The organism is Amycolatopsis sp. CB00013 (assembly GCF_001905755.1).
Taxonomy (GTDB): Bacteria; Actinomycetota; Actinomycetes; order Mycobacteriales; family Pseudonocardiaceae; genus Amycolatopsis; species Amycolatopsis japonica.
The window spans coordinates 1,777,229-1,791,135 of the sequence record NZ_LIWC01000001.1; the positions used below are offsets into that span (position 1 = coordinate 1,777,229).

15 protein-coding genes are annotated in these 13,907 nt (G+C 66.6%); 5 read left to right on the forward strand and 10 right to left on the reverse strand.

Annotated features, from left to right (window positions below; genetic code table 11):
- Positions 1-32 precede the first annotated feature (32 nt).
- The 6 genes from AMK34_RS07965 to pqqB form a co-directional block, all read right to left on the reverse strand.
- Positions 33-1,076, reverse strand: coding sequence for a LysR family transcriptional regulator (locus tag AMK34_RS07965; protein ID WP_073844674.1), 1,044 nt, complete (start codon positions 1,074-1,076; stop codon positions 33-35).
- A gap of 295 nt (positions 1,077-1,371) precedes the next feature.
- Positions 1,372-3,891 carry an aminopeptidase N gene (gene pepN, locus AMK34_RS07970; protein ID WP_073843999.1) on the reverse strand — a complete coding sequence of 840 codons (2,520 nt, stop codon included), beginning with the start codon at positions 3,889-3,891 and terminating at the stop codon, positions 1,372-1,374.
- A 4-nt stretch (positions 3,892-3,895) separates the two neighbouring features.
- Positions 3,896-5,020 carry a pyrroloquinoline quinone biosynthesis protein PqqE gene (pqqE, locus tag AMK34_RS07975; RefSeq protein WP_073844001.1) on the reverse strand — a complete coding sequence of 375 codons (1,125 nt, stop codon included), beginning with the start codon at positions 5,018-5,020 and terminating at the stop codon, positions 3,896-3,898.
- Complete coding sequence (gene pqqD, locus AMK34_RS07980) at positions 5,017-5,292, reverse strand: pyrroloquinoline quinone biosynthesis peptide chaperone PqqD (protein ID WP_073844003.1); 276 nt, start codon at positions 5,290-5,292, stop codon at positions 5,017-5,019. Before pqqD ends, pqqE begins: the two co-directional genes overlap by 4 nt.
- Positions 5,292-5,987: a pyrroloquinoline-quinone synthase PqqC gene (gene pqqC, locus AMK34_RS07985; protein WP_073844005.1), complete on the reverse strand. Its 696-nt coding sequence runs from the start codon at positions 5,985-5,987 to the stop codon at positions 5,292-5,294. Before pqqC ends, pqqD begins: the two co-directional genes overlap by 1 nt.
- Positions 5,984-6,892 (reverse strand): pyrroloquinoline quinone biosynthesis protein PqqB, encoded by a 909-nt coding sequence (pqqB, locus tag AMK34_RS07990; RefSeq protein WP_073844006.1) that lies wholly within the window; start codon positions 6,890-6,892, stop codon positions 5,984-5,986. Before pqqB ends, pqqC begins: the two co-directional genes overlap by 4 nt.
- A 324-nt stretch (positions 6,893-7,216) precedes the next feature.
- Between pqqB and hxlA the strand changes: the two genes are divergently transcribed.
- The 3 genes from hxlA to AMK34_RS08005 all read left to right on the forward strand — a co-directional run bounded on the left by hxlA (position 7,217) and on the right by AMK34_RS08005 (position 8,829).
- Positions 7,217-7,846, forward strand: a complete 630-nt coding sequence (hxlA, locus tag AMK34_RS07995) for a 3-hexulose-6-phosphate synthase (protein WP_073844008.1) — start codon at positions 7,217-7,219, stop codon at positions 7,844-7,846.
- 12 nt (positions 7,847-7,858) lie between these two features.
- Positions 7,859-8,131, forward strand: a complete 273-nt coding sequence (locus tag AMK34_RS08000; RefSeq protein ID WP_073844010.1) for a hypothetical protein — start codon at positions 7,859-7,861, stop codon at positions 8,129-8,131.
- 83 nt (positions 8,132-8,214) lie between these two features.
- Entirely contained in the window at positions 8,215-8,829 is a 615-nt protein-coding gene (locus AMK34_RS08005) for a GPR1/FUN34/YaaH family transporter (RefSeq protein WP_073844676.1), read from the forward strand.
- A gap of 77 nt (positions 8,830-8,906) precedes the next feature.
- Here the strand turns inward: AMK34_RS08005 and AMK34_RS08010 are convergent, their stop codons facing one another.
- Together AMK34_RS08010 and AMK34_RS08015 are read right to left on the reverse strand one after the other, a co-directional pair.
- Positions 8,907-10,145 carry a phospholipase D-like domain-containing protein gene (locus AMK34_RS08010; RefSeq protein WP_073844012.1) on the reverse strand — a complete coding sequence of 413 codons (1,239 nt, stop codon included), beginning with the start codon at positions 10,143-10,145 and terminating at the stop codon, positions 8,907-8,909.
- Positions 10,146-10,311: 166 nt separating this feature from the next.
- Entirely contained in the window at positions 10,312-10,782 is a 471-nt protein-coding gene (locus AMK34_RS08015; protein ID WP_073844014.1) for an RICIN domain-containing protein, read from the reverse strand.
- A 366-nt stretch (positions 10,783-11,148) separates the two neighbouring features.
- On the opposite strand from AMK34_RS08015, the gene AMK34_RS42960 reads away from it, so the two are divergent.
- Complete coding sequence (locus AMK34_RS42960) at positions 11,149-11,457, forward strand: hypothetical protein (RefSeq protein ID WP_038512270.1); 309 nt, start codon at positions 11,149-11,151, stop codon at positions 11,455-11,457.
- A complete protein-coding gene (locus AMK34_RS08025) occupies positions 11,454-12,773 on the forward strand; it encodes a DUF4474 domain-containing protein (protein WP_073844016.1) in 1,320 nt (439 codons plus the stop codon). The genes AMK34_RS42960 and AMK34_RS08025 overlap by 4 nt, the downstream gene beginning before the upstream one ends.
- Positions 12,774-12,779: 6 nt before the next feature.
- On the opposite strand, the gene AMK34_RS08030 is transcribed toward AMK34_RS08025, so the two are convergent.
- Positions 12,780-13,016, reverse strand: coding sequence for a hypothetical protein (locus AMK34_RS08030; RefSeq protein WP_073844018.1), 237 nt, complete (start codon positions 13,014-13,016; stop codon positions 12,780-12,782).
- Between the two features lie 9 nt (positions 13,017-13,025).
- The gene (locus AMK34_RS08035; RefSeq protein ID WP_073844020.1) at positions 13,026-13,832 is read right to left on the reverse strand and encodes a helix-turn-helix domain-containing GNAT family N-acetyltransferase; all 807 of its coding nucleotides are present in this window, start codon (positions 13,830-13,832) and stop codon (positions 13,026-13,028) included.
- Positions 13,833-13,907: the final 75 nt, after the last annotated feature.

Genomic DNA, 13,907 nt, shown 5'->3' on the forward strand with positions numbered 1-13,907 from the left:
GGATGGTGTGACATTTCCGCGAGAGGTCTGAGTCAGGTCATCGATCCGTGTCCCTCGCCTGCCAAGCTGGGCTCTCGCGAGTGCTTGCGCTTCCGCCAGTCGACCGTCCTCGGTTGCTGCCCCGGCACGACGACCGGCGGCATCGGGCTGCCCTTGGACACCGCGATCTCCAGTAATTCCTTCGCGTGGTCCGGGAGACCCCGGCGTTCGCTCCAAGCCGCGTAAATGGGTTTGGCCGGCATCTCCTGGTCGACGGTCACCAGGTGCAGCCGGCCTTCCGCGAGTTCGGACCGCACGGTGGAGACGTTCAGCACGGTCACCCGCTTGCTGGTCGCGACCGTCTGCTTGATCGCGGCGCTGGAAGGGAATTCGACGTAGCCGCGGGGGACCCGGGAGGTTCCCAGCAGTTCGTCGGTGAACTCGCGCAGCCCTGAGCCGCGCTCGCGCAGCACGAGCGGGGCGGCCGCCAGCTCCTGCACCGTCAACGGGCTGCGCCTCGCCGCCCAAGGGTGCCTCGAGCCGACGACCACGGCCAGTTTGTCGTCGCAGATGTACCGGGTCATCAGGTCCTCGCGGGACTGTTCCCGCCCTTGCCCCCCGGCATGGCACCAGCCGTCGATGAACGCGAGATCGACGTGGCTCGCGCGGATCAGCCGGTGCAGTGTCTCCACGCTGCCTGTCCGAACCTCGACACGCGCCTCACCGAACGAGAAACCCGACCGGTTCAGCCATTCGGGGATCAAATGCTCGGAAACCGCCGGGCTGCCCGCGATCCGGAGCCGTTTCGCGTCGGAAGACCTCGCCCCCGAGCCGAATTCGAGCAACTCCCTTGCCGCCTGCATGACATTGCGGGCGTACTTCGCCAGCATCTCCCCGTCTTCGGTGAGCTTCGATCCGGCGGGAGAGCGCTCCAGAAGCTTGAGCCCGAGACGTCGTTCCATCGCGCTGATCCGGATACTGGCCGCGGGCTGGGAAAGGCTGTGCGCTTGCGCGGCCTTTCCCACGCTCCCGTGGCTTTCCACCGAGAGCAGCAGATCGAGGTCTGCGAGCTGAGGCATCTTCGACGGAAGAACCACGGTTTCACCTCTCATTCCGGACTTCGTCGTGCTGTCACGTTCGTTCGCACGGGACGCCGGGAATATGCCGATCGCCACCGGCGCCCCGTGCTGTGGACCGAGCCTGCGGGGAGCGGAACGCAGGGTCAATCCGTCCGGCACGAACGTCCGGCACCCGAGCACGAACGGTGTGCACCAAGCCATTTACGGGCCGAAACGGAAGCCGGGCCGGAGGTGAAAGGGCTCACACTCCCTTTCGTCGCGGCGAAGACCCCGTTCGTCCTCGATCCACCGCCGTTCGTTCTCGCGGATCCCGTCAGAGTGCCGCGTCACACGCTCGTGCGGCGCGGATCAGGAGGAGCTCGGCCCGCTCCTCACGAACGACCTTCAGCACATCGTCCGAGAGCAGTCCGCTCTCCATCACTTCGTCGGTGTCCGCCAGCACGCTGAGCTCGTCTTCGGTGAACCGTGGATAGAGCGCGCGGGCGAACGCGAGTACGAACTCGGGCCGGCCGGTCGCCGCGAGGTCCTTCAACGATCGCCAATAGTGGTCGGTGTACCGGGTGAGCAAGGCTTCCTGCCCCGGCTCGCGCAACCCCGCCATGACGGCTTTCTTTTCCGCGAGCGAAAGGTCGTCGCCGGTCGACCGCGCCCACGCCTCGTCCTTCGCCGCGACGGTGGGGCGTGCGGCTTCCACCATCAAGGCGTTCCGGTGGCCGCTGTCCCCTGGATCGGCTTCCCGCGCGACGTCCAGCAGTCCGCCGACGTCGCGTCCGATAGCCGCGAGGCGGAACAGGCTCCGCCACCGGAGATCCCGGTCCACTTCCAGTCCGGCCCAGGGAGATCGTCCGCACACGATCTCCTGCAGCAGACCGTGCCCCTCGGCCCGCACGACCCCCACGAGGACACGGGCGAACACCAATTGCCGATCACCACCCGGCGCGGCGGCCGCCAGCTGTTCGTGGATCCGGCGCGCCAGGCCTTCGAGCGCCTGGCGCCGATCGGCAGGGGCACCATAGACCCGCACCGCTTGTACGGCGCGCTCCAGAAGCGCCTTCAGGACCCCGTCGTCGTCCTCATGTACACCGTGGGTGAGAACGGCCGATGCGTAGCTTCGTGCGGGTAGTCGCGCGTCGAGCACGTCGTCCCACAGCGCTCCCCACACGACCGCGCGCGCCCGCCGATCGTCCAAGGTGGACAGAGCTCGTAAGGCCGTCCGGCGGGATCGTGGATCCAGCCTCACCTTGACGTGGCATACCGCGTCGTCGTTGGGCACCAGCAGGTCCGGACCGCCGAACGCGGTGAGGTCCTCTTCGGACCTGCCGGGGGTGAGCACGACCGGCACCCGCCGCCGTGGCACCAGCTTGCCGTCGTGGTCCTCGAAGGCGGCGACACGCAGATTCAGGTGACGCGGCAGGACTTCCGGATCGGGAAGCTGTACCAGCCGGTCACCGGCGGCGAGGCGGGACACCTCGACCGTGTTGACGCCCCGGCGCAGCAGCCATTCGTCCACCCATCGGCCCAGATCCTCGTCCGAGGACTGTCTCAGCGCCGCCACGAAGTCGTCGAGGGAGGCGTTTCCCCACGCGTGTGCTCGCAGGTACGTCCGTACCCCGGCGAAGAAGGTCTCCCATCCGAGTCGCCCGGCGAGATCGCGCAGGACCGCGGCTCCTCGTTTGTAGACGATCGGGCCGAAATTCACCCGCGCGGCGTCGGTGTCGACGGTTTCGACCCGGATCGCGTGGCCGGTGGGCAACCGGTCGGCGTGCCGGGCCACCGGCAGGGAGTGGTGCGCGTACGCGGTCCAGCCTTCCCCGTACCGCGTCGCGTCGCGCTGCGCGATGATCGACATCAGCTCCGCGAACGCCTCGTTCAGCCACAGGTCGTCCCACCAGCGCAGGGTCACGTAGTCGCCGAACCACATGTGCGCCATCTCGTGCAGCAGCACCTCGGCCCGGCGCCGCCGTTCGTCGTCGGTGACCCGGTGCCGGAACAGGAACCGCTCGTTCAGCGTGACGCAGCCAGGATGTTCCATACCCCCGAACGCGTATTCGGGCGCGAAGACGTGGTCGTACTTGGTGAACGGGTACGGCAGGGCGAACGACCCGCGGTAGAAGTCGAGGCCGCGGCCGATCACGTCGAACAACTCGGGCGCGTCCTCGACGAGCTCTTCGAAGAGCGAGTCCCGCGCGTACAGTGCCAGCGGCACTCCGCGGTGGTGGGAGCCCAGCCGGCGGAACGAGCCGACGGCGAAGGCCACCAGATACGGCGGCAGTGGTGGTGTGGGTTCGAAACGCCACGCCGTCCGCCCGCCCGCGGTCCGCGATTCGACGGGGTCGGTGTTGGCGACCACCACCGCCTGGTCGGAGGCGGTGACGGTCACTTCGACAGGGGCCTTCAGGTCGGGCTGGTCGAAACAGGCGAACACCTTGTGCGCCGCGAAAGGCTGGAACTTCGTGTGCAGGTAGACGTGGCCGTCGAGCGGGTCACGGAACCGGTGCAGCCCCTCGCCGGTTCGCGAGTACGGAGCGGTACCGGCCACCCTGACCGTGTTCGCACCCGGCCGGACCTCCAGCCGGACGCGCGTCCCGTTCTGCGCGTCCGGCCCCAGCGCACGGCCGTTGCACTCGACCGACTCGACCTCTCCCGCGAAGTCGAGGAAGACGAACCCGATTCCGGTCCTCGCCTGGAAGCGGACCACCGTCGTCGTCGCGAACGTCCGCTCCCCCAGTGTCACATCGAGGTCCACTGTGTACTGGACACCGAAGATCGCGGCGGACCGCGCCGTGGCTTCGTCCCGCGTCAGGGGGCGTCCGGCACGACTTCCGGCGGACATGCGGTCATCGCCTTCGGGCCGAGACGGTCGGCCGCCGGTAGACGAGCCGCTCGCGGATCACCTCGCCGTCCGCCGCGACGTCCTCCTGATTGGCCCGGACGAGTGCCGACTGGACCAGGTGATGATCCGGTGAGTGCTGGCACACCGGATCGGTACGGCCCGCATCGCCGGTCAGCGCGAACGCCTGGCACCGGCAACCGCCGAAGTCCAGCTCCTTGCGCGGACAGCCGCGGCAGGGATCGGGCATCCACTCCGTGCCCCGGTACGCCTCGAACGCGGCGGATTTCGTCCAGATCCACTCGAGGTCGTGGTCGCGAACCGAGGAGAACTCCATCGTCTTGATCTCCGCGGCGACAGGACACGGGTAGACCACGCCGTCCGGCGCCACGGTCAGCGCGGTCTGCGCCCAGCCGCCCATGCACGGCTTCGGGTAGGGCTCGTAGTAGTCCGGCAGGATCCAGAGCATCTCCATCCGCTCGGCCAGCTCCGCCTTCCGGCGTTCGTAGACGCCGACGGCCTCGTCCAGCTGGGATTTGCTCGGCATCAGCGACTCGCGATTGCGCAGAGCCCAGCCGTAGTACTGGCTGTTCGCGAGTTCCAGCCGCTCGGCGCCCCATTTCACGCAGACGTCGATGATCGCGTCCAGCCGGTGCAGGTTCAGCCGGTGCAGCACCACGTTCATGTTCAACGGCAGCCCGGCGTCGCGGATGATGCCCGCGGCCGCTTCCTTCTTGTCGAACCGTTTGCTGGCCGCGACCAGGTCCGTCGACTCGGCGGCGTCCCCCTGGATGCTCAGCTGGGCGCTGTTGAGGCCCGCCGCGACGAGCGATTCCGCCCGGGCCTCGGTCAGCCCGAGGCCGCTGGTGATCAGGTTCGTGTACAGGCCGAGACGGCGGCACTCGGCGACCAACGTCTCCAGGTCGCCGCGGACGAGGGGTTCACCGCCCGAAAAGTGGACCTGGACGACGCCGAGCCCGGCCGCCTCGCCGATCACCCTCACCCATTCGTCGGTCCCGAGTTCGTCCTCCCGCTCGCGCAGCTCCAACGGGTTCGAGCAGTAGACGCAGTGCAGCGGGCACCGGTGCGTGACTTCGGCCAGCAGGCCGTACGGCTGCGGGGTCCCGTTCATGTGACCACCACCCAGCCCCGTCCGCTCGCGTCACGGAGGAACGTCATCACGTCGTTCACCAGATCGGTCGCCTCGAACTCCTGCTCGAGCCGCTCGACCACCTGCCGCACGGTCCGGCTGCCGTCGCACAGGCCGAGGATCGCCGCCCCGGACTTGTTCAGGAGCACCACCCGCTCCGGCAACAGCAGAAGCTCCACGTCGCGGACGCTGTCATGCTTGAGCATCGCCTTCGTCGCCAAGCGGGGCGTGGCCGCCAGATCGCCGTCGTCCATCACGAACCCTTGCCGTACGCGAACTGCACGGCGTCCAACAGGCTCCACAAGACATCGCATTTGAACTCCAGGGCTCGGGCGCACGCGTCCTGCTGCGCCCTGGACTTCGCGTGCTCCAGCACCAGCTCGAGCAGATGCGCGATGTCCTTGGGCTGCTGGGTCAGGCGCGCCCGGAAGTACTCCAGGCCTTCCTCGGCGATCCACGGGTAATGCCGCCGGACGTCGGTGATCCGCCTGCTGAGCAGATCCGGCGCGAACAGTTCCGTCAGCGCCGACGCCACGGATTCCAGCCACGGCTTCTGCCGGCAAAAGTCCACATAGGCGTCCACTGCGAACCGTACTCCGGGCAGCACCGTGTCGACGTCGAACAGTTCTTCGCGGGTCAGGCCGACGGCCTCACCCAAGCGCACCCATTTCTCGAGGCCGCCTTCGGTTCCTTCGCGCCCATCGTGATCGATGATGCGCTGGATCCACCGGCGGCGGTCCGCCCGGCCGGGCAGTTTGGTCAGGATGAACGCGTCCTTCACCGGCAGGTTCAGCTGGTAGTAGAAGCGATTGCGCACCCAGCCCCGGAACTCTTCCTCGGTCAGCGTTCCCGAATGCATCCGTTCGTTGAACGGGTGCAGATGGTGGTACCGCTTCTCCCCGATCGACCGCAGCCGTGCTTCGAACTCCTCCGCGGACCAAGGGTTCATACTTCCACCTCCAAGCCTGCTCGACCGATCTCGATGCCCAGGCTCGTCAGCCACCGCCGCTCGCCGGACCCTTCGTCGAGGATCGGGTTCGTGTTGTTGATATGCGTGTAGATCTTCCGTTTCGCCGGAAGCGCCGCCAACGCACGGGCCGAACCGTCGGCGCCGCCGACGGGCATGTGTCCCATGGACCTTCCGGTCCGGCTTCCCGCACCCTGGCAGGACATCTCGTCGTCCGTCCAAAATGTCCCGTCCAGGAAGACGCAATCGGCCGAGGCCACCTGCTCGGCGAACTTCGCGTCCCAGCGCGGCAGCGTCGGCGCGTACACGACGGTTCCGCCCGTCACCTTGTCTTGCAGACGGAAACCCACCTCCCACTCCGACGAGCCGCGCTGCGGCGCATGCCGCGACTTCCCGACATAGCGCGGCGCCTTGGAACCGGTCAGGAAGGCGGTCGCCCGTAGCCGGTCGTCCAGGTCCAGCGGCTTGCCGATTTCGAGAAGCGACCAGGAAAGATCCGCGTAATCGCTCAGCAGTTCCCGGACCGGGAACCACGAACTCAGCGCCTCCAGCACGGGACGGGTCCCGTAGACCTTCAGCGACGACTCCTCACGCAACATCAGCAGGCCGATCGTGTGATCGAACTCCGCGTCCGTCAGGAGCACGCCGGCCACCGGCGTCGCCCGGATCCCCGGTCCCGGATGCAAGGCGGGATCCGCCGCGATCTGGTGGTGGACGTCCGGGGTCGCGTTGAGCAGGAACCATCGCTCACCGTCCCCGGAAACCGCGAGACCGGCGTGCATCGTCGCGACTTCGGGCTTCGCTCGGGCGGTACGGCATCCGGCGCACGCGCAGTTCCATTGCGGAAAACCGCCGCCTGCCGCGACTCCGAGGCAATGAACGAACACGCGTCCTCCCTCGAATCCGGCCCCTGGCAGCGGCCGTGACCTGAACTCGGTTTGTCTTCGCCCACCTTCTTCGTCCACGCCGGCCCTGACAATCGATCGCGCACGACCGGCGCCGAATCTCTGACGAACGGCGACCCCGCCGCCACGAGCGGATCGCCGCGGCCATGGACGGGACCGGCGGAGCCGCGCTCCCGGGGAACGGTGTGGTTATTCGTTGTGTGTATCGGGGGATTGTGTTTTCGGATGTGGTGGGGTGTTGCCGGTTGGTGTTGGGGTGGTGATGGTGGTGGGGTTCTGGTTTTCGTTGTGGTGAGGAGTGTTGTTGTGGAGTTGCAGGTTGCGTTGGATGTGCTGGATCTGCCGTCGGCGTTGACGTTGGCGAATCAGGTGGCCGGGCATGTGGACATTTTGGAGCTGGGGACTCCGTTGGTGAAGTCGGCGGGGATCGGTGCGGTGTCGGCGATCAAGGCGGCGTTCCCGGACAAGCTGGTGTTCGTGGATCTGAAGACGGCGGACGCGGGTGAGCTGGAGGCGACGCTGGCGTTCGAGGCGGGCGCGGATCTGGTGACGGTGATGGGCGCCGCGGACGACGACACGGTGCGGGGTGCGGTCGCCGCCGGGAAGAAGTACGGCAAGCAGGTGGTGGCGGACATGATCACCGTGGTGGACGGGCGGGTGTCCCGGATCCGGGAGGTCGCGAAACTCGGGGTGTCGTTCGTGGAGATCCACGCCGGTCTGGACGAACAGGCCCGTCCCGGCTACACGATCGAGCAGTTGCTGCGCGACGGCAGGGAAGCGGGAGTGCCGTTCTCCATCGCCGGCGGCATCAAGATCGACACCATCGCCTCCGTCCGTGAGGCAGGCGCGAAAGTCGCCGTCGCCGGAGGCGCCATCTACAACGCCACCGACCCCGCCACCGCAGCCAAAGAACTCAAACAACGCGCCACCCGCTAGGAAGGAGTCGGCGTGGAAGGCCAGAAGACCAATGCCCGCCACGACACCTATTGCTCCTTGATGCTGCAGGCCGCCGGCGTGCTTAGGTTGCGCTACGCGGAATGCAGCCAGGACACCACGTTGTCCCCCGCCGCGGCGAACCAGCTAGCGGACGTCTTCGAGAGTGTCGCGCACGGGGATCCGGCTTACGACCAGATCGATCCGAAGGAGGCGATCGCGCTGGCGCATCGCCTGCTCGACGACGACCACCCTGAGCTGTCGAGGATGTGGCCCAGGACCAGGTGATGGGGGCGCCGGTCCACCGGCCGTGCGCGAGCCGGTGGACCGGCGAAATCAAGGATCATTCGCAGCTCGACGAGGAGTACACGATGACCACTGCCGTTGCCACCGAAGCCCCCGCCCGATCCGCGCCCACGGGCGACCCCGCCCTGATCGGCGTCCCCACCTTCATCGTCGGTGCGACCGCGCTCGGCCTGGTGCTGACCGGCTACGTGCCGGCCGCCGCGGTCGGCGCCTCGATCGCGATCATCCTGCCCGCCACCGGTATCGGCCAGCTGGTCGCCGCCGTATGGGCCGCCGCGCTGGGCGAAAACGCCGTCGCCGCGGTGTTCGGGATCTTCGCCGGGTTCTGGCTCAGTTACGCGGCGCTGGTACTCGGCCTGATCCACGGCTGGTTCGGCATCACCCCCGACGCGGCGGTCGCGACGCAAGGCCTGTTCCTGATCGCCTGGCTGGTCACGATCGTCCTGCTGACCCTGACCACACTGCGGCTGCCCGCCGCGTTCACGGTCCTGTTCGTGTTGGTCGACATCGCGCTCGCGCTGGTGCTGTACGGCACCGTCGGCGGCTCCACGGCGGCCACCACGGCGGGCGGCTACGCCGTGTTCGCGTTCACCGCGGTCGGCGTGTACCTGTTCGCCGGCGCGGTGTCCACCGCGACCGGCGGCAAGCCACTGCCGCTCGGCCGTCCGGTATTGACCTGACCCGGACGCGAAATCCGTATAGTTCTCCCCGGCGCCGACCGTATGGCGTCGGGGAGACGTTTGCGTCGGAGATCCGGTCAACCGATCTTGTCGCAGTCGGCTACACCGCGAATATGGACCCCCTTGCCTTCTTGACTCGTCACATTCTTGATGAATTCCCAGTTCGCCCGGTACTCGGCGAAGATACGATCGTCCGTGATCCGGAGAAGGTTCTCGTCGTTGCTGTATTCGGACAGCGAGTTGAGGTTGTTGCTGCCCGCGAACACGACCTTCTTCCTGGACCCCTCGTACTCCCCGTCGATGAGCACGTCTTTGTTGTGCATGTACCACGGATTGTCCGGGTGGAAGACTCGCAGGCTCAGCTTCCCGTACTTGAGCGCCCTCGCCACCTTCTGACAGTCGGACTTGTCGATCCTCGTGACGACGATCGCGGTACCGCACCCATCTCGCGCCTTCTCGATCAGCTTGTCGAGAACCTCGGGACGCTTGAGGGAGAAGTGTCCGACCCGGATGTCGCCCCCCTTCGTGCAATCGGTCTTGCCGAGCTCTTCGAGCATGGTTATCGGCCGACCATCGCCCGAGCGCGGATAGAAGTAGCTCTTGACGTTTCCCGTAGCCGTCGGGCCACCATTCTCGGCATAGTAGTTCTCGGACTGCTTCATATTCTCGAGGTCGGCGAAGTACTTCTCATAACGGGAATACAATCCCCGGTTCCCGACGTCGGTGTACCAGCTGTCGTAATATCCGTCCGACGGAGCGGCGACCCCACTCCCGCTCCCACCGGAGGTGCCGAGCAGGTTCGCCGATCCGGTGGAGACCACCGGCGCGGTGCCTTCCTGATCGTCGATCAACAGGAACTTGTTGTGCATCGCGTTCGTACCCTGACACGAGTTCTTGCGCGCGCCTCCTTCGCAGATCTTTATCCAGGATTCGTCGCCACCGCCCTTCAGCGCATCCTGAACGGCGCTCACCTGCTGCTTCGCCTCGTCCGGCGCCTTGCCACTGACCAAAATCTGAACTGTCACGTCGTTGTTCTCGTGAGCGTTGATCAGCGCGTCGGCGATCCCCTTGTGCGAGAAGAGATAGGCGGCGTATTTGATCGTCGAACCGCGCTTGGCCGACTTGATCAAAGACTCCAGATGTGGGGCGATGTTGTTTCGGCCCGGAACATCGAAGACCGCGGTCGCCTTGTTCTCGGAGATCACGGCTGCCGACACCCCTTCGGCGAGCCCACCGGCCACGCCGGCGACGGTGATCGCCACGACGGCGGCCATCGCGGCCACCTTGCCGATACGAGTAGTACTGCGGATGTACATGGACCTTCCCCTCTGAGCGGTACCCGTACCGGCTCGAAGGTGCTGCCTGACCTGGCCGTCTCAGGCAGCCCGCGGCACGTGGCGTTCCTCGACACCAAGATCCCGTCGTCCCCGGGGGACGACAACACCTTTTCGCCGAGTCGAAAACCCGCTCCGCGGCTTCGAATCAGCTCCGCAGCTTCGTCACGGTCCACAGCGCCGTTCCCGCACGGCAGACCCGGAGCCCGACGGCCTCCGCCTGGCCGCCGCTGTTGTGCAGGCAGAGCCCGGTCGACACGTTGGTGAAGTACTTGTTCGTCGTGGACGACGTCCGCCAGTCGCTGGCATTGGCCTCACAGGACCCGGCGAAAACCGATGACGTTCCCGCGGCGAGACATAGTCCGGACGCCTTGTTCTTGAACTTTCCGGGAGCGTAGTTGTTCCACTTCTGGTGATTGTTCCCATCCTGACAAACATGCGTGTACACGCTGCCCGCCGAATTGGAATCCAGGCAGCGCTGGACACCTGCCGCGAACCTGATCCAGAACAGCGACTCGGCCTGCGTCGCCGCGGTGGCGATGCCGGGTGCCGCGGTGAACGCCAATGCCGTGGTCGCGGCGGCCGCCGCGATTCGGACGAGAATTCCCTTGAGTGTCATGATGATTCTCCTCATGGCCGACTGATACGAATTTCCGGATATCCAACGATCACCCATGAAATGTACAAATTTCGAAATCCCCACGCCCCCGAACGGAAATCGACGTTAGCGCCTGCAAGACCCGATTTCGTGGATCGATCACCGAAAGCACTCCAATGGAGGAATACGTGATCACACGACACGCCGATTCGCCACCCGCACACTCCACGTTCAGAGCAGTGCGGTCACCCATCCGGACGCCACTGCCCCCGCGCGCGTCGTCGAGCGGGCGCCTCCATGCGACCAAAAGCGTGAACAGGGCACCAAACCAGAAGTTGGGTGTTACATTGCCTAGGCGAAGTGTCACACGGTCGGGGAGGGCGTGCTGTGGGTTTCGAGGTCGATGTCGCGGACATCAGCAGCGCGGCGGGCAAGCTCGCCGCGGGGAAGCCGCCGGCGCTCGCCCCCGGCGGCGCGCCGAACGTCGGTGCCACCCATCGGGCCGCCGGGTTCGCGGGAGACTACGACGTCTGGCTGTCGACCCGGCAGGAGGATTTGGTGGCCTCGCAGCAGCAGGTCACCAGCCTGGTCGAAGCCATCCAGGCCGCCGCGAAGAGCTACGACGGCACAGAGTCGGCCGCGCGCGACACTTTCCTGAAGGCGCTGGACAAGGGCTTCGCGGGGATCGACCGGTGAGCTCGGTCTTCGACAAGATCCGCCGGCTCCACGACCAGGTCGCCAAAGGCAGCACGACCGACCTCGACGACCGGGCGCGGGCGTGCCGGACCACCAAGGAAGCCGTGCTGGACGCCAAATCGCTGGTCGAAGCAGTCCGCGTTCAGCTGGCCGAAGGATGGCAAGGCGGAGCCGGTGAGTCGGCGCTCGCCTCGCTCGCGGACTTCAAGAAGAACCGTGACGACCAGGCCCAAGATCTCGAAGAGTCCGCGAAGTCGTTCGAGGTGGTCCGCGACGCGCTGGCCAAGGCACAGGGCGACGCCCGCAGTCACCTCGCGGACGCCGAATCCCTGCGGCAGAAGCTGGACGGCGTCTGGAACGACCTTTCGCACGGAAAGGGCAACATCGTCTTCGCCTGGGCACAGGACAAGGCGATCAAAGCGCGGGCACTCGTCGTGCTCGCCGACTTGGAGAGGGTCATCCTCGGTTACGACGCGGTCCTGCTCGCCGAAGGCCTGAAACTGCGGAACAAGACGGGCCAGGTATGGGAACTCGCGGGTTCGGGAAAGCGGAACCTCGCCGAGATCGCCGCGATCATGCTGCGTGAGATCCCGGGTTTCGCCGAGCTGGTGAAGAACGATCCGAGACTCAAGGCCGCCCTGCTGACCGGTAACTGGGAACTGCTCCTGCAGAACCGCGAGATCGCGCAGAAGATCTACGACTACCTCGGCTTCAAATACGTCGCGGACGGCGACTACTACACCACCGGCGAACACTCGGTACAGAGTTTCCTCGGCTGGCACGACTTGTACGACAAGCTCGAAAAGCTCATCGGCGCGAACCTCGACAAGACCGGCGACGACGGCGACAACATGGAGTTCACCGACCCGAAGACCGGAAAGCAATACCGGCTGGAGCTGTGGAAGGGCGGTTACGGATTCGGCGGCGCGTTCGGCGGCGAAGTCGGGTTCTACACCCGCGAACCGGGCTCCTCGGACCCGTCCGGCTACTTCAACGCCGCCCAGGGCGACGACCAGATCAAGGTGACCCAGACGATCTACGACAAGACCACCGACGAGGTCTACTTCACCAACGACGGCCAAGGCGCCGACGGCAGCGACAAGAAGCACTTCTGGAACCTGGGGATCCGCACCGACCCGAACGTCGATCCGAGCCAACTGGCCCAGCGCGCCACGATCGAGGTGCGGGACGCAGGCCTGCGCGACCAGCTCTACGACGAGATGACCCGGTGGGCCGCCGCGCACCCCGACCAGAACCTCACCGTCACCAAGACGACCGACGTCCCACCGGCCCTGAGCTACACCTGGGAAAAGTGACCCCGCTCAGGTCAAGGACTCCCGTTTGAACTCCCACGGCTCGTCGTCATCGCTTCGCCGCGGGATCTCGGTTTCCCGCAGCCCGGTGAACACGCCGTCGACGTCGATCAGGCCGGCGACGTCGTCGGCGACACGCCGGCCGTGGCGCTCTTCGATGTCTTCGAGCCCCTCGCGCAGGGCGGTGGTCGCGGCGTTCCTGGCCGTGGTCCGCAACGCACGGGCCAGCTGCTCCGGGTCACTCATGAACCCACTCTAGGCGGTGACCGGGCCGCGGCGTTCCAGGAAGACGGCGTCCTGCCAAGCGCCGTCGCGTCGGACGATGCGCTCGCGGATGCCGACGGTGCGATAACCGGCACTCTGATGCAGGGCGATGGAGGCGCGGTCATCGGTGAAGACCGAGGTCTGCAGCGTCCAGAGCCCGGCCGCGTCGGCTTCCGTGACTTGCTTGTGCATCAAGGCTTTACCCACGCCGCGGCCACGGTGGCTTTCAGCGACGAGGACGGATGTCTCGGCGACTCCCCGATAGCACTCGCGTTCCGAAACCGGAACTGCGACCGCCCAGCCGACGACCTCGCCGCCGATCTCGGCGACCCATCGGTGGCCAAAGGTTTCGCGACTGGGAACCTCGGCTTTGAAGGTGGCGATTCCTTCACCATGGATCCGGCGGACCGAGTCCCGGTCGCCGTCGCGCAGCGCGCGGACGACGACGTCTTCCGGCAGGTTCTCCGGACAGCACGGACGCGGGGCGAGCAGGCCCATCACGGCGTCGGCGGCGTGCGGCAGCCCGCTGCAGCAGGCCTGGTTGATGGTCACGACCGTGGCCGTGCCTTCCTTGCGCAGGTGCAGGAAGCCGACCTCGGCCAGTTTTCGGACGTGGTGGGAGCACGTCGACTGGCTGGTTCCGAGGATCTCCGTGAGCGCGCCGACGGTCAGGCCACGCGGCGAGGTCGCGACCGCGTGCAGGAGTTTGACCCGCATGGGCTCGGCGAGACAGGCGAACCAGCCGGCGTAAGTCGTGGCTTCATGCTCGGGCAGGAGGACGGGCTCAACCGTGGTCATGCCGCCCAGTATCGACCGGAATCGATGGTTGCGTCAATCGATTGCGGTCGATACAGTCCCCGCATCGCTTCAATC